Source organism: uncultured Methanobrevibacter sp. (assembly GCF_900314695.1).
In the GTDB taxonomy this organism is placed as follows: domain Archaea; phylum Methanobacteriota; class Methanobacteria; order Methanobacteriales; family Methanobacteriaceae; genus Methanocatella.
On the sequence record NZ_OMWD01000011.1, the window covers coordinates 14,962 to 28,577 of the forward strand.

Sequence of the window (13,616 nt, forward strand, 5' to 3'; positions counted from 1 at the left end):
TAATTATCAATTTATAATATTTTTGTTATGTATCCACTCACGATGCTTTCCAATAGCTACACGAACAATAACATCAATCAAATCAGTTTCATCAATCTGTTTGAAATAATAGTGAGCCGGTCCTTCAAGCATCTGCCTTAAGTCATAAAAAGGCCTTGGCTTAACAGCATCCGGATGCATCAACCCATATTTTTTCAATAGCTTCACATTTTCTGTTTCGTATTTCTCCAATCCGGATTTCTGCACTTTAGTGGCAACGGTCTTTTCTTTTTTATCGAAAATCTTAGCAATTTGAGATGAATCGATTAAAATACTAGATTCAATTAACAGCAGCATTATTTCTTTTCCTTTAACTGTTATTGTTGTTGGATGTGAATTTTCACTATCTAGTATTAATTTCATTTTATTGCCTCAGTTATATATTACAATCTCTATCTAAAAAAATGTTTAGCTAGGAGAATTAACTCCCAACTATTTAAGCCCTGAACTTACCTTTAATAATCCTATTAGGTGCATTCATCAAAACACCTACTGAAGTGAGTATGAATAACTTTGTATACATCGGCAGTTCATCTCGGATGTCCTTGCGCATGAATTCAATCAATGGATAAAAATCATATACATCCCCGTCAGGCCCTAAAGGAGCAACGGTAGTACCGCTTATTCTTGAGTATAACAATTTCATTCCTGGATTTTGATAGTCCATACCGATGTATGTTTTCTCGGCTATTTCAGATCCGCCGTCACAAACAGCAGTGCCCAATAAATCTATATTGTCAATACCGTAATATGACTTTATTGTTTCCACAGACTCAACTTGCCTATTTGAAGCAAACATATCAGATTTTAATGTGGTTAATGACTTATAATTGACCGCCATGCTGTTCAGGTTACAGAAGCTTCCTGCTGACTCCTTGAACTTTTCCTGAGCCTTTAAAATGGTAACTCCACTGTCATCACCGGAAGTGTGATTGTAGGTTGCTACTTTATCGTTGTTTAAAATCATGTTGATGGCAGCCTGCTCAATGCTTCTTCCTATAAGAATCCCGACATCCTGAAGCATATCATGAACACTGATTAAATTAGAGTCAAGCATTTGCGCTGAGACATTCAACACGCCACCGATTGTATCGATTGATACTGTGTCACTTACTGGTTTTCTTACGTTCAGCTCCTGAAGTGTTGCTCCAGGCGCAACATCTTTTGCTTCACCTAATTGACCTTTTGCTATTATCTCATCGATATTTACACGCTGGGACATGTAAGTGTAATATTGGCTGTTTTCCTCAATTTCCTGCTTTGGAATCAGTCTTGTAAATCTCATCCATTTGGCTGAAGTGTCTGCTACAATCTGTGCCATCACTTCATCCTGAACTTTAGTATTGTTTCCTTTAGTTAACATTTTATCACCTTTATGGTCTGCATTTTCCTGTAAGTGCAAGATGCGGTTTATTTAACAATATTCCAACCTTGGACTGGATGAACAGTTTAGTATACTGTGGCAGCTCATCATAGATGTCCTTTCTCATGATTTCGATGATTGGATAAAAGTCTGCAATGTTTTCATCTGATGTAATTGGTGCAACAGTAGTTCCTGAAGACTTGGAATACAACACGGTCAACGGCGCATTCCTTAAGTCAAATGCAATGTAGTCCTTTTCTCCAAGCATTGCACCGCCGTCTGCATGGGTTGTTCCCAAAAAGTCAATATTATCCACACCATAATAGCTTTGTATTTCCTCAATCGGCTGAACCAGCTTATTGCTAATATATGCCAATTGCTTAATATAGCTTAATGTCCTGTATGACTCAACCATTACTGTTAAATCTGCACCTGCACCGGAACTTCCTTTAAATGCTTCCTGTGCCTTGATGACAAACTGACCGAATGCCTCCATGGTATCCTCAGTTTGTGTGGTATTGTATGTTGGAACCTTAGGTGAGCTTACAAGAGTATTGTAAATGTTGGACTCGATTTTATTGGCAATAAGTGTTGCCACATCCGCCAACAAGTCCTCAAAAGAGATTCTGTCACTGTCAAAGACATCCTTGTTGACGTTTAATACTCCTCCGACTGTGTCAATGCTGATAGTGTCTGTTACAGGTTTTCTTATGTTCAGCTCCTGCAGGGATGCTCCCGGTGCCAGGTCTTTTGCCTCACCCAAAAGTCCACGTTTGATTGCATCATCAAGATTGATGTTCTGGCGGAAGTAAGTATAGTAATCAGAGTTTTCCTTGATTTCCTGCTTTGGAAAGAGCCTTGCCAATCTTAATCTTTTAGCTGACTCATCAGTAATGGTTTGAGCAATTACTTCGTTTTGCACTTTGGTATCATTTCCTTTTGTAATCATTCACTATCACCTTAAGTTTGACCTGTTGTTCCAATATCATATGGTCTGAACACTTCGATATAATTGTAATCATCAGAACTAGCTACAGGGTGCATTGCAATGTATTCGCCGTCATCTGATTTGATTGCTCCAGTACTGGTTAGAGCAATTCTGTCATTGACATCAATGTTTGATAATCCTGAGGCTAGTTTTAATCTGAACATATGACCTAAAACTAGGATTGAAGTTTTCCTTCTACCCCCAGTCATGGTGACCGGATCGTTGACTGCAATACCTAAAATGATTTCATCTTCAGCAGCAGTGTATTTTTTAACTGTTGGCTTTCCAATGTCTGAGGCAGCAGATAGAGTCACTGCATCATCGACCTTGACTTTGTTTCCTGCATACTCATAACCTGGAGTTTCTCCAGTTGGAGTTGTTACTGTGGTTGCAGTGATTGTACCTTCATCCAATAGGAAAGTTGTGACTTCTTTTCTCTCTTCAAGCAATATTATAGAATCTGCCATAAATGTCCTCCACTTAATTTATTATATAATTTATTATTTATAATATATAAATATTTATATATTATGGCTACTTTTTTTAAAATTTAGCAAAGATTGACATTAACGATTAATAATCCAAAATAAGGGATAGAATAGAAATAAGCCAAAATAGAGTTGTAATGGAATGTCCTTAAAATAAAGATGACTTACTTCTATTTTGAAAACAAATATAGGAGTGAAATTAATTTGTCCCCAATATAATATTTGTTATTATATTATATAATATTGAAAGTAAAAATTAAGATTCACTTACAGTTTCTTCAACAATATTAATTTCATCATCTGATAATTCATATAACTCATAAACTAATTTGTCTATTATTTCATCAGTTTTATTTAATTGTGTTTCCAATATTCTTTTTTCTTTAGGAGTTTTACAAGCAGATAATTTTTTGTTTAATTCAATCATTTTATCCGCCAAATCAACAAATACTTTTTGTTCTTCAATTGGGATTTCAGGAATTGGCAATTTGGAAATTCCATTAGGGAAATATTCATAAATACCATTTCCAGTTTGTTTACCTAAAGATCTATATCTAAATGTTAATAATTTTGAGTTTAATAATGCTAGAATATATTTTAAATCAAAATTTTCATTTGTATCGAAGATAACAGTCATATTTGAGAAACTCAGATATTTAAATTCACCATCATATGAAAATTCATTAATTGAATTTCTTCTACTACAAAATAGCTTAGGCTTATTATAAAATTCTTTATGCATAGGCCTACTATATTTCCACCAAGGCCTTCCTTCATTTTTAACTGTAGCACGCTTATTTAATGCAGCTCTATTAGATTTAAGATATTCTTTTATTTCATTAGGCAATTCTTTAAAATCATTAATAAATTCATAATATAACAATAAATCAGTATTTTCATTAATAAAATATCTTCCAGAATTTTTTCCAGTGACTCTTAATTTAATAAATTCTGGAGGGAATTGTTTCGGATATTCTTTAAATGAAAAAATTTTATCTGCTGCAGTTTCCATTCCTTTACCAACTAAACAGATATCACCTAATTTTTCATGAGTACTATCTATCTTGGAATTGAATTTTTTTATCTTATCATTAATCAATGGAAATATTTTATTTTTATCAAATTTTACTTTAAAAAATAATTCATCATCATTAATTATATTAATTAACTCTTTTTTATCTAAATCTTTTTCAGGTATAGTTAAAGCTTTAGTGGAAGAATATTTTTTGGTTTTGTCAAATATTGTTATAGCAGTTGTAATTCCAGCATTAAATACTAAATATTTTTCAAAATTAACAATCTTGACAAGAGAGACATCATCTAAGATATAATTTCTTAATTTTTTTGCTTTATCTGAAAACAGAAATGCATTGGATATGATAAATCCAATTTTACCTTTTGAAATTTTACTAGATTTAGAAATGAAATAAAATAATATGTCACTTTTATCCATGTAGATCTCATAATTATTTTTCAAATAATTAAAGTAATTTGAATTGGCGCCCAGAGTTTGTATGTTGAAATATGGTGGATTTCCAATAACAGCATCAAATCCTCCAGTTTCAAATATATCAGAAAACTCTATTTCCCAATCAAAAGGATTAAGTTCAAATACTTCATCATCAGTTAAATCCTGTTGTTCTAAAATATCAGTGCCTATTAAACTATTTCCACAACGGATATTATCTCCAAGATAAGGCAATGCTCTTTCTTGTATTAATTTCTGCTGAGCTTCTAACACATCTTTGTTTTCATCTTCAAGTACTTTTAAAAGTAAACTTAATTTAGTTACTTCAACAGCTTGAGAATCAATATCCACACCATAAATATTGTTTAATAAAATTCTTTTCTTTTCCTGAATAGTTAATTTAGGAATTCCATCTTTACCTATGTAGATTACATTTTTTGGAGGTTGATCTAGATTAGAATAATAATCTACATGCCAATCCAATAGCTTTTGATAGGCACCCAATAAGAAACTACCTGAACCACATGCCGGATCAACAATTCTTAACTCAGAAACTTTATTTGGTGTTTTTCCTTTCAGAAGTTCACCGACAGTATTTTCAACAATGTAATTAACAATGTATTGCGGAGTATAGAATACTCCTCCTGCTTTTTTAACTTCAGGTTTATCTTCAACTTTAGCCTGATGGCCATCAGTTAATCTAATTACTTTTCCAAGGAACTGTTCATAAATGTTTCCTAAAATTTCAGTTGAAATCATACTAAATTCATAAGGACAGTCGGGATAGTATAATCCGTCAATAATCTTTTTTAATTTACCATCATCAACTTTTAGACCTGGAGTCAGTGTATCTGCACTTAAGCTAATGTCTTTTTCTTCTGTGAAATGAAACAATCCCGAATTATATTTAGCATCAGCTTTCCTACACAATTCTATGAACGCTTCATAAACCTGATAGTTATCTTTTTCATTTCTTGCTAGTTCAGTTAATTTCTTTAGCTGACCATATTTTTCTATTCCTCTGTCTTCAGCTATTCTTAAAAAGATTATACGGTCAATAATTAGTTGAACTGCAAAGTTTAATTCATCCACTGTTAATTCTTTATTTCTGAGCGCAATATTTTTTGCAAGTTCCAATCTCCACTCTTCAATAGTTTTTAAGAATTCTGAATCTACAGTAGATGTTCCTTTTTTATCACCATGAATGTTTTTAACGTATTGATCAAATTTACCAGTTAGTACAGCTCCTTTAGAGAAGATATTATATATCTCTTCCCATTTGTCAACGTATTCACTGTAATGATAATATTTAATTCTGTCGACACTTGTGTTGTGAGTTTTTTTAGGTGCAGTTTTAGGTTCGTATATTGCAAGCTCTTCAAAGTCTGTGAGTAATCCTAAAGGCAGATGTGCACTCCAAGTATATCTTTTAAGCTGAAATGCATAGCGTCTGTCATGTTCAATATCTACACTAGGCTTTTTGGCCTCTACAAAAAATATTCTTGCCCCACCAATTCTAAAGCAGTAATCAGGAGCTTTAGGTTTTCCACCAACAATAACAGTATCCTCAAATTCAACATCCTTGAATTGTGGTGCAACACCTGCTTCATTTGTTACATCCCAACCAAGAGCTTGAAAGAATTTGTTTATGAAATTAATTTTGGTATTTTCCTCATCAAATGCTACAGTTTTATAGATATGTTCGTTTGTCTTAAACTCTTCAACAAGACTTGCAATTTGTTTTTTACTAGTTTCAAAATCAATCATAGAAACACCTTACTCACAATATATTTTAAGTTATGTCAATCATGATTAATAAAAATAGATATAATCTTAATCGAATTATGATGAATTACATATGAATACTTTTAAAAATCGTTTAAACAATTAATATATACAATATATTGTTTGTGTACAAGTATAAAATACCATAAACTTTTTTAATTATTAAAATCTAACTAAAACGTACTATGAAAAAAATTAAAAAAAATTTCGTCATTAATATTGATGACGAAGAAAAAATAAGTATAATTGAAAATAAAATTTGTGAATATGGAACTATAAATTTTTGGCATACTGGAGATTTATATTCTACAAAATATGAGTTAAAGCTAGAAGATTGTATTTTTGATATAATTGGATTTCAATTTGAAGCGGACAGTCAAGAGGAACTTGACGAAATGTTATCCAAGTTTAGTAGAGATCTTGATGAATTAAATGTTAATTATAAATTAAAGGATTTTGATACAAATGAACTTATTGAATCTGTTTATTTTGAATGTAGAGAAGAAATAATAGTTCATTTTACATCAACAAATGCGTTTAATGAAAAAATACTGCGTAAAATCCATATAATCAAAAATCTTCCAAAAAATTATGAATTCATTGGTGCAAACAGAGCGTACGAAAAAATTACTATCAAAAATTCCACTGATAGTTCTAGAGGTTTTATTTCAATAACCATCAAACTATATAGCTTATTAGATGATGATTTAAAGAATTTAGAACAGCAAGTTATTAATGAACTTGAAAAATTAAATGAAGATTTTGAGTTAGAGATTAATCATTTAGATTAATCTTTTTTTATTTTTCTAGATATGATACTCCACCATAGTTAAATATCATATTACTCAAAAAACATGATTTATATTATGAAAACAATATTGTAATCATCTAATAATATTTATCTCATCATATAATATTGTTTTCAGTAAATTAAGTAATTTAATTGATTAATATGACAAATAAAGAAAATATTTAAATACTTCATTGATTAAATTATAATCATGGAAGATTCTCTGAGAAACTTGTTGGATAAACTTGAATTAAATGAAGATAATGGATTATTTTTAAAAGGAGAAGGTTTAAAAATAAATTCACGTATCAAAAATTCTCTAAAATACATTGACTATGATGCAATTTATATTTTAGATGAAAATCCATTAATTATCTTCAAAGAATTCGACACATATTCTAAAAAAGATATTGATGATTTCCGTAAAGGAATCTGGAACCTCAATGATGTTCCAATAATATTTATTATCCTTCCAGAGGAAATTCAGGTTTATAATTCCAATATTTTCGATGATGAGAACTCATTTTTAGGTAAATTTTCAAAAGATGATAATTTAGAAATTTTTAATATTTACAACTTAGCCAATGGAACTTTTTTTGATAAATACCACAATTCATTTAATAATTCAAAAAGAGTTCAAAATTACTTATTGGAGAATATTAAAATAACAATTAAGTTATTAAAGAAAGATAAATTAGATTTAGAAATTATACATAGTTTAATTGGGAAATTAATCTTTTCAAAATATCTCATTGACAGAGGCATTTGTAAAGATGAATTTTTTATTAATAATTATGGTTGTAAGTTTAATAAGGTCATCCTAAAAAAAGAATGTTTATTTGAATTTTTCAACACTCTTGAAGAAAAATTTAATCCTGATTTGTTTAAATTAACTGAAAATCAAAAAAATAAAATCACAGATAAACATTTGAAAAATTTGCATAAATTATTCAGTGGTTTTGACATGAAGAATCCAGAACAAGCTGTTCTTGATTGCCCATATGATTTTGAAATAATTCCTATTGAGTTAATAAGTAATATTTATGAAGCATTTCTCCAGGATAATAATTCTAAAAAGAATCAAAAAGCAATATATACTCCCTTGTTTTTAGTAGATTATATACTAAATAATACATTAGATAAAAAATTAAAAAATAATACTAATTGTAAAGTTTTGGATCCATCATGTGGTTCTGGAGTATTTTTAGTCGAATCATTGAGAAGAATAATTGATAAACATATAGAGGTGAACTCCACAATAACATCTGATGAATTAAAAGAGATTTTAACATCAAATATTTATGGAATTGACATTGATAAAGACGCAATTCAAATGACTATTCTTTCAATACAATTAACATTATTCGATTATTTAGATATTAAAGAAATTAAACATTTTAAAATGCCTCAATTATTAAATAAAAACTTTTTTAATGATGATTTTTTCAATTTAGATGGATTGTTTAACTCATTAAATGATTTTGATTTAATTGTAGGTAATCCTCCATGGGGATCAAAACAAAAATCCCATATAGAATATTGTAAAGAAAAGGATTTACCCGTTTCTAATAAACAAATAGCACAATCATTTTTACTTAGAGTTGATGATTTTATAAATGAGTCATCTGATGTTGCACTAATAGTTACAAGTAAACTGTTATATAATTTTAATGATTCAAAATTTAGAAAATACTTCTTAAAAAATTTTAATTTAACTGAAGTACTGGAATTTTCATCAATTAGGAAAGAAATATTTAATAATGCTATTGGACCAGGTTCAATATTATTTTATAACACCAACATGAAAAATTGCAATAATGTAAAACATATTTCACTTAAACCAAACAAGTTATTTTATTTATTATCTTCTGTTGTAATACAGAAATCTGATATTAAATTTATTTCACAAAAAGATTTGCATGATTATGATTGGGTTTGGAAAGTTTTGGTTTATGGAAATACTTTAGACTTCCAATTAATAAATAGATTGCACTCTAAAAAAAATATTGGCCAATATATTAAAAAATATGATTTATTCAGTTCATTTGGAATAATGAAAGGCAATGGAAATAAAGATGCAACAAAATATTTCAAATATGATTTTTTAGATGTTCAACATAAAATGCTTCGAAGATATTATATTGATGAAAGACATATTGAAAAATGGAATATTGCAAATGTTTCACGTCCAAGGACTAAAGAAACATTTACTCCACCATATGTTTTAGTTAAAAAAACCCTTACTCAAGATTTTGAATGTGTTTCCACATATTCTGAAAAACAATGGGTTTTTACTGATAGTGTTATGTCTATAAAAGGAGAAGAATATGATGAAAAATTATTAAAATGCATGGTGGGATTTTTAAATTCAAAATTATTTTCTTATTTGTCTTTTTTAACTTTTTCATCAATTGGTATTGAAAGAGAACAAATCTTTTTAAATGAAATAAAAAATATTCCTATGATTATCAACGACACACTTGTTAATTATGTTGATGAAATGTTAAATAACAAAGATAGTGATAAATTACAAATCATTCAAGAAAAAATTGACAAATTAATTTTTGATTTATTATCATTTACCGATTTAGAAAAAGATTTAGTAAATTATTTTACTGATGTTACGTTACCAATGTTTAAAAAAGAAAATGTGTATCATAAAGTTTCAAATGAAATTTTAGAAGATTATATTATGGTTTTTGTTAAATATTTCAAAAATTATTTCAAAGCAGAAAATAATGAATATTTCCATGCTGAATGTTACAAATCAGAACATTTTATTGGAATTAGATTTATCATTGATGAAAAACCTCCAAAACATTTAATTGGATATAATGAAAATAAAACAGATATATTAAACCTCTTTGGAGACATAAGTATTGAAGAAAAACAAAATTTATTCGTGCAAAAAGACATTAAAGGATTCGAAGAAACTTCTTTTTATGTAATTAAATCAAATGAATTTAAAAATTGGCATAGAGCTATTGCTAGAAAAGATTTAATTGAATTTACAAATTCCTTGATGGGTGTGGAGGATGAATAATGTTAGATTCTTCCAAGTTTAAATATTTTGAACGCTTTGAAAATATTGATAGTGAAGAACATTTTAATAAATTAATTAATTTAGCAATACACACATATTTTGAAATTTTAAATACTAAAACTTATAGCAAATCTGAAATGATTAGAAAAAGAGAAAATGAATATCGAGATGATTTCGTAGATACCCTGCTTGAAATTCAAGAAGATTATGGTTTTAATAATTTAATTATAAATTGTGAACCTCAAGAAAGAAGGGAAGATGTTGAAGAAAGAGGGTTATTAGATATAAAAATTCAATATCAAACTTTAAAAAATATTCACATTAACAAATATTATCATACTATTGAATGTAAAAGATTTGGAAATGATTTAAAAATTAAAGAGAACTATTATGAAAATGGTATTTTAGAGTTTTTAGAAGGTAAATATTCGAGTAATGCTAATTATGCTGGAATGATTTGTTTTATAGAAGAATTTAAAAATAATTGGAACATGGACAAGATTATAATAAAAATTAATGAAAAATTAAACGAAAATAATATATCCTCCCTAAATAATAATCCTCATGATGATTATGAACATGTTTATACATTAACAACATTACGAGATTACAATAACAAAAACATCCATATAATTCATTTAATGTTAGATTACACACCAATATTCTCAAATAATTGATATTATAACCATTAGAATGTCTTATAAATATTAATTTATTCTATCTTTTTCAATTACGAATTTCTTACAAAATAAATTGTATCCTCATCATAACTACCTAATGCATCATATTCTGCTTGTGTCATAAATCTGAATTTACCAAAGACTCCATATTCCACGCCCATATATACGGGTCCTGTTGATTTTGCAAGATACATCTGTATACCTCCGGAATGCTTTAATGGTATCACAGAATATGCATCAAGAGATTCTGTATCCCATGAACTTCCGTTATACTCTTTAATGGTCATGACTGAGCTAGTAACAATAGCTACACGATAACCTGCACTAACACCTGTAGGTAATGTATTTGTAGTTCTTATTTCATCTACTGGCAGTTTCCATCCAGCTTCTTCATCACTACCAACACCCATATCACCTTTAGGTCCTGTTTCACCAGCGTCTCCTTTAGCACCGGTATCACCAGTATCTCCTTTATCTCCAGTTGCTCCTGTGTCTCCTTTTTCTCCTTTTATATTTCCTACATTATCCCAAGTATTATTAAGCCAAACATAAAGGGAACCGTTTACTAAATAGCTGTCTCCATCCTTACCGGTTGGATGTGCAGCTATTAGTTCTTGGTAAGTAGTATACGAACCTTTAATAGTAGTACCAATACCAGTAGCTCCAGTGTCACCAGTTGCGCCGGCCGGTCCAGTATCACCAGTAGCTCCTGTATCTCCAGTATCTCCTTTAAGTCCTTGTTCTCCTTTCTCCCCAGTTGCTCCAGTCTCACCTTTGTCTCCTTTACTACCTTTCTCACCAGTATCGCCTTTATCACCTGTATCACCTTTAGGTCCTGCTGGTCCAGTTGCTCCAGTTTCTCCTTTTAAACTTCCGGCATTTTCCCATTGATTTCCATTCCAGAAATAAAAGTTACCGTCTACAATGTATGCATCTGTATCATTACCTGTTGGATGTTCGGCTATCAATTCTTCCAATGAATTGTAGCTTCCTTTTATTGTTGTTCCAACTCCAGTATCTCCTTTTTCTCCGGTATCTCCCACTACTCTTCCGAGTGCAATCCATTCTGTATTTTCTGCCAATCTTATTCCCCCTCATATGTCCATGGTTCAACACTTATGCTTTCAAATTGGACATGTCCTCCCGCATCATAAATCATTATGGCCGGATAGAAAGTATCAAATGTTATTTTATCACTTATGTCTGCTTCATATCTGAAATCAACAGTACTGCCATGTCTTATTGTTGCTATAACATATCCATTATCATAATACAAGTCAAAATAGTAGTCTTGTGAATCTAAAGTTAATTGTCCTGTTGTTACATTAACATCTCGCACTACATGATCGGAAGTTGAATATTTCAATCCTTTTTTACCAGGATATGCTCCCAATTCTAAGATTTTTGTATCTCTATAATGAGTTAATGATTTTGAATTTACTAAAGCTATTGCATCTCCCCAACCTTGATTGCTGTCCTTTTTCTGATACAAATCAGCTTGAAGGTGAATTCCATTATCTCCACTAATGCCGTTTGAATATACATTGGGTATGGCCATTACAACGTTTCCGCTTCCAACATCTTTAGCTAGATTATATACTTCAGTATAATCCACTTCGGAGATGTCAAATGTATGTGAAATGCTTGAAGGATATTTTACAATATCATAAGCATAGATATCGCAATTCCATCCATAATCATTAAAGCTTGGAAATGGAACGCATTTATAATTAATGTCAATAGCTACTTTTCTTCCAACTTTGCTGACTAGTGTTCCTGTTGCATCCTGAACATATGGTACATTAACAGCTGAAACTCCATTGCTATTAGTTCTAACAGTACTATGTACTCCATCAATCCACCAATCGACCGGAACTCCAGCATCTTCTAATGTTACACTATATTCAAATCCTCCAGGAGTAATGATTTCTGATTTCACAGTAGCTTGTATTGGCATTATAAACATCATCATTAATCGTTCTGCGAGCTCAAATATTGTTAGGGAATTGTCCCACCAAATATTATATTCAGTTAATTTGTTTCTGAGTTTTGTTCTGGTAGCTCCAAATCTTGTGTTTTCTAAAATAACATTACTAGCTATACTCACATTAACGCCTCCGTTATTCTGGTTCATAATATATTTTGGTTCTGTTTATCATCCCTACAGCGTATCCACTTTGTTCTATTTGGCAGCTTGCAAACATGCCAAATGTTATTTCATCTGAGTTCCAAACCCTGCCTGGATCAAAAGTATCGGACTCTATAACATTACCATTTGAATCTTTGAATGACCATGACAAGTAATAGTCATCAGTTTTTTCTAATATGGCGGTTCCTTTAAAGTTTCTACCGACATCATCAAGATACACTGAACCATTAGGCAATCCCCATCTTTCATTCAAGTTCCATACTCCAGGATATCCTTCATATAATCCAATAAATACTCCAGTATATCCATTACTATCTCTATTTGTTAATGGAACGTTTGAAACAAAAAATCCGATTCCAAAATATCCGTATTGTGTTCCGATATCTTCTATGTTGAATTCTATTTTCCAACCGTTATTGTCTCCATAATAGTAAGTTCCGGGAGTTGTATTAAATTTACCAAATACTGCTGCATAATACGTATCTTCTTCTTTAAATTCGTGAACGCTTGTATCTCTTTCATATCCTATAAAATATCCATTATTTTTTAAAGATGAAACATTCCAATTGCCACTAGTTACATTAGCTAATTGATAAATTGTTCCCAATTTCTCAGCAGTTAAAGGATTTTCATCATCTTCCGTTTTGAATATTGGAAGTATTTCATATCTGTCAATTAATTGATTAATAGTATCAGATTGACTATAACTAATTCCAGCATTTGTTAATCCAGTTCTTAGATTAGCTCTTAATGTTGTTAATCTTGTATTCATTAGCTGTTCATTAGTTAGGACTTGTGAAAGGTCGGGTGGTGTGAAACTCAT

At 30.2% G+C, this 13,616-nt stretch carries 11 protein-coding genes; 3 read left to right on the forward strand and 8 right to left on the reverse strand.

Annotated elements, in window-relative coordinates; all coding sequences use genetic code 11:
• Nucleotides 1-6: 6 nt before the first annotated feature.
• The 5 genes from QZN45_RS04815 to QZN45_RS04835 form a co-directional block, all read right to left on the reverse strand.
• Nucleotides 7-402: a hypothetical protein gene (locus QZN45_RS04815; protein WP_296811431.1), complete on the reverse strand. Its 396-nt coding sequence runs from the start codon at nt 400-402 to the stop codon at nt 7-9.
• Nucleotides 403-475: 73 nt separating this feature from the next.
• On the reverse strand, nt 476-1,402 hold the full coding sequence (locus QZN45_RS04820) for a hypothetical protein (RefSeq protein WP_296811433.1): 927 nt from the start codon (nt 1,400-1,402) through the stop codon (nt 476-478).
• A 10-nt stretch (nt 1,403-1,412) separates the two neighbouring features.
• Nucleotides 1,413-2,351, reverse strand: a complete 939-nt coding sequence (locus tag QZN45_RS04825; protein WP_296811436.1) for a hypothetical protein — start codon at nt 2,349-2,351, stop codon at nt 1,413-1,415.
• Between the two features lie 11 nt (nt 2,352-2,362).
• A complete protein-coding gene (locus QZN45_RS04830; protein WP_296811439.1) occupies nt 2,363-2,857 on the reverse strand; it encodes a hypothetical protein in 495 nt (164 codons plus the stop codon).
• 277 nt (nt 2,858-3,134) lie between these two features.
• A complete protein-coding gene (locus QZN45_RS04835; protein ID WP_296811440.1) occupies nt 3,135-6,113 on the reverse strand; it encodes an Eco57I restriction-modification methylase domain-containing protein in 2,979 nt (992 codons plus the stop codon).
• Between the two features lie 203 nt (nt 6,114-6,316).
• Here QZN45_RS04835 and QZN45_RS04840 point away from each other — a divergent pair, with 203 nt between their 5' ends.
• From QZN45_RS04840 to QZN45_RS04850, 3 genes are all read left to right on the forward strand, one after another.
• Nucleotides 6,317-6,922 carry a hypothetical protein gene (locus QZN45_RS04840; protein ID WP_296811444.1) on the forward strand — a complete coding sequence of 202 codons (606 nt, stop codon included), beginning with the start codon at nt 6,317-6,319 and terminating at the stop codon, nt 6,920-6,922.
• A 210-nt stretch (nt 6,923-7,132) separates the two neighbouring features.
• On the forward strand, nt 7,133-9,964 hold the full coding sequence (locus QZN45_RS04845) for a class I SAM-dependent DNA methyltransferase (RefSeq protein ID WP_296811447.1): 2,832 nt from the start codon (nt 7,133-7,135) through the stop codon (nt 9,962-9,964).
• Nucleotides 9,964-10,641, forward strand: coding sequence for a hypothetical protein (locus QZN45_RS04850; protein ID WP_296811450.1), 678 nt, complete (start codon nt 9,964-9,966; stop codon nt 10,639-10,641). The genes QZN45_RS04845 and QZN45_RS04850 overlap by 1 nt, the downstream gene beginning before the upstream one ends.
• A gap of 53 nt (nt 10,642-10,694) precedes the next feature.
• Here the strand turns inward: QZN45_RS04850 and QZN45_RS04855 are convergent, their stop codons facing one another.
• From QZN45_RS04855 to QZN45_RS04865, 3 genes are read right to left on the reverse strand one after another with little or no spacing between them, the layout of a single operon-like run.
• Nucleotides 10,695-11,726, reverse strand: coding sequence for a hypothetical protein (locus QZN45_RS04855; RefSeq protein ID WP_296811453.1), 1,032 nt, complete (start codon nt 11,724-11,726; stop codon nt 10,695-10,697).
• Nucleotides 11,727-11,728: 2 nt separating this feature from the next.
• Nucleotides 11,729-12,751: a hypothetical protein gene (locus tag QZN45_RS04860; RefSeq protein ID WP_296811456.1), complete on the reverse strand. Its 1,023-nt coding sequence runs from the start codon at nt 12,749-12,751 to the stop codon at nt 11,729-11,731.
• 13 nt (nt 12,752-12,764) lie between these two features.
• Nucleotides 12,765-13,616 (reverse strand): hypothetical protein, encoded by an 852-nt coding sequence (locus QZN45_RS04865; RefSeq protein WP_296811458.1) that lies wholly within the window; start codon nt 13,614-13,616, stop codon nt 12,765-12,767.

What these genes read in the sequence shown, in the direction of transcription:
- QZN45_RS04850 (WP_296811450.1), top strand. Translation starts at nt 9,964, where the DNA reads ATGTTAGATTCTTCCAAGTTTAAATATTTTGAACGCTTTGAAAATATT.
- QZN45_RS04865 (WP_296811458.1), bottom strand. Translation starts at nt 13,616, where the DNA reads ATGAGTTTCACACCACCCGACCTTTCACAAGTCCTAACTAATGAACAG.
- QZN45_RS04835 (WP_296811440.1), bottom strand. Translation starts at nt 6,113, where the DNA reads ATGATTGATTTTGAAACTAGTAAAAAACAAATTGCAAGTCTTGTTGAA.
- QZN45_RS04820 (WP_296811433.1), bottom strand. Translation starts at nt 1,402, where the DNA reads ATGTTAACTAAAGGAAACAATACTAAAGTTCAGGATGAAGTGATGGCA.
- QZN45_RS04845 (WP_296811447.1), top strand. Translation starts at nt 7,133, where the DNA reads ATGGAAGATTCTCTGAGAAACTTGTTGGATAAACTTGAATTAAATGAA.
- QZN45_RS04825 (WP_296811436.1), bottom strand. Translation starts at nt 2,351, where the DNA reads ATGATTACAAAAGGAAATGATACCAAAGTGCAAAACGAAGTAATTGCT.
- QZN45_RS04815 (WP_296811431.1), bottom strand. Translation starts at nt 402, where the DNA reads ATGAAATTAATACTAGATAGTGAAAATTCACATCCAACAACAATAACA.
- QZN45_RS04830 (WP_296811439.1), bottom strand. Translation starts at nt 2,857, where the DNA reads ATGGCAGATTCTATAATATTGCTTGAAGAGAGAAAAGAAGTCACAACT.
- QZN45_RS04840 (WP_296811444.1), top strand. Translation starts at nt 6,317, where the DNA reads ATGAAAAAAATTAAAAAAAATTTCGTCATTAATATTGATGACGAAGAA.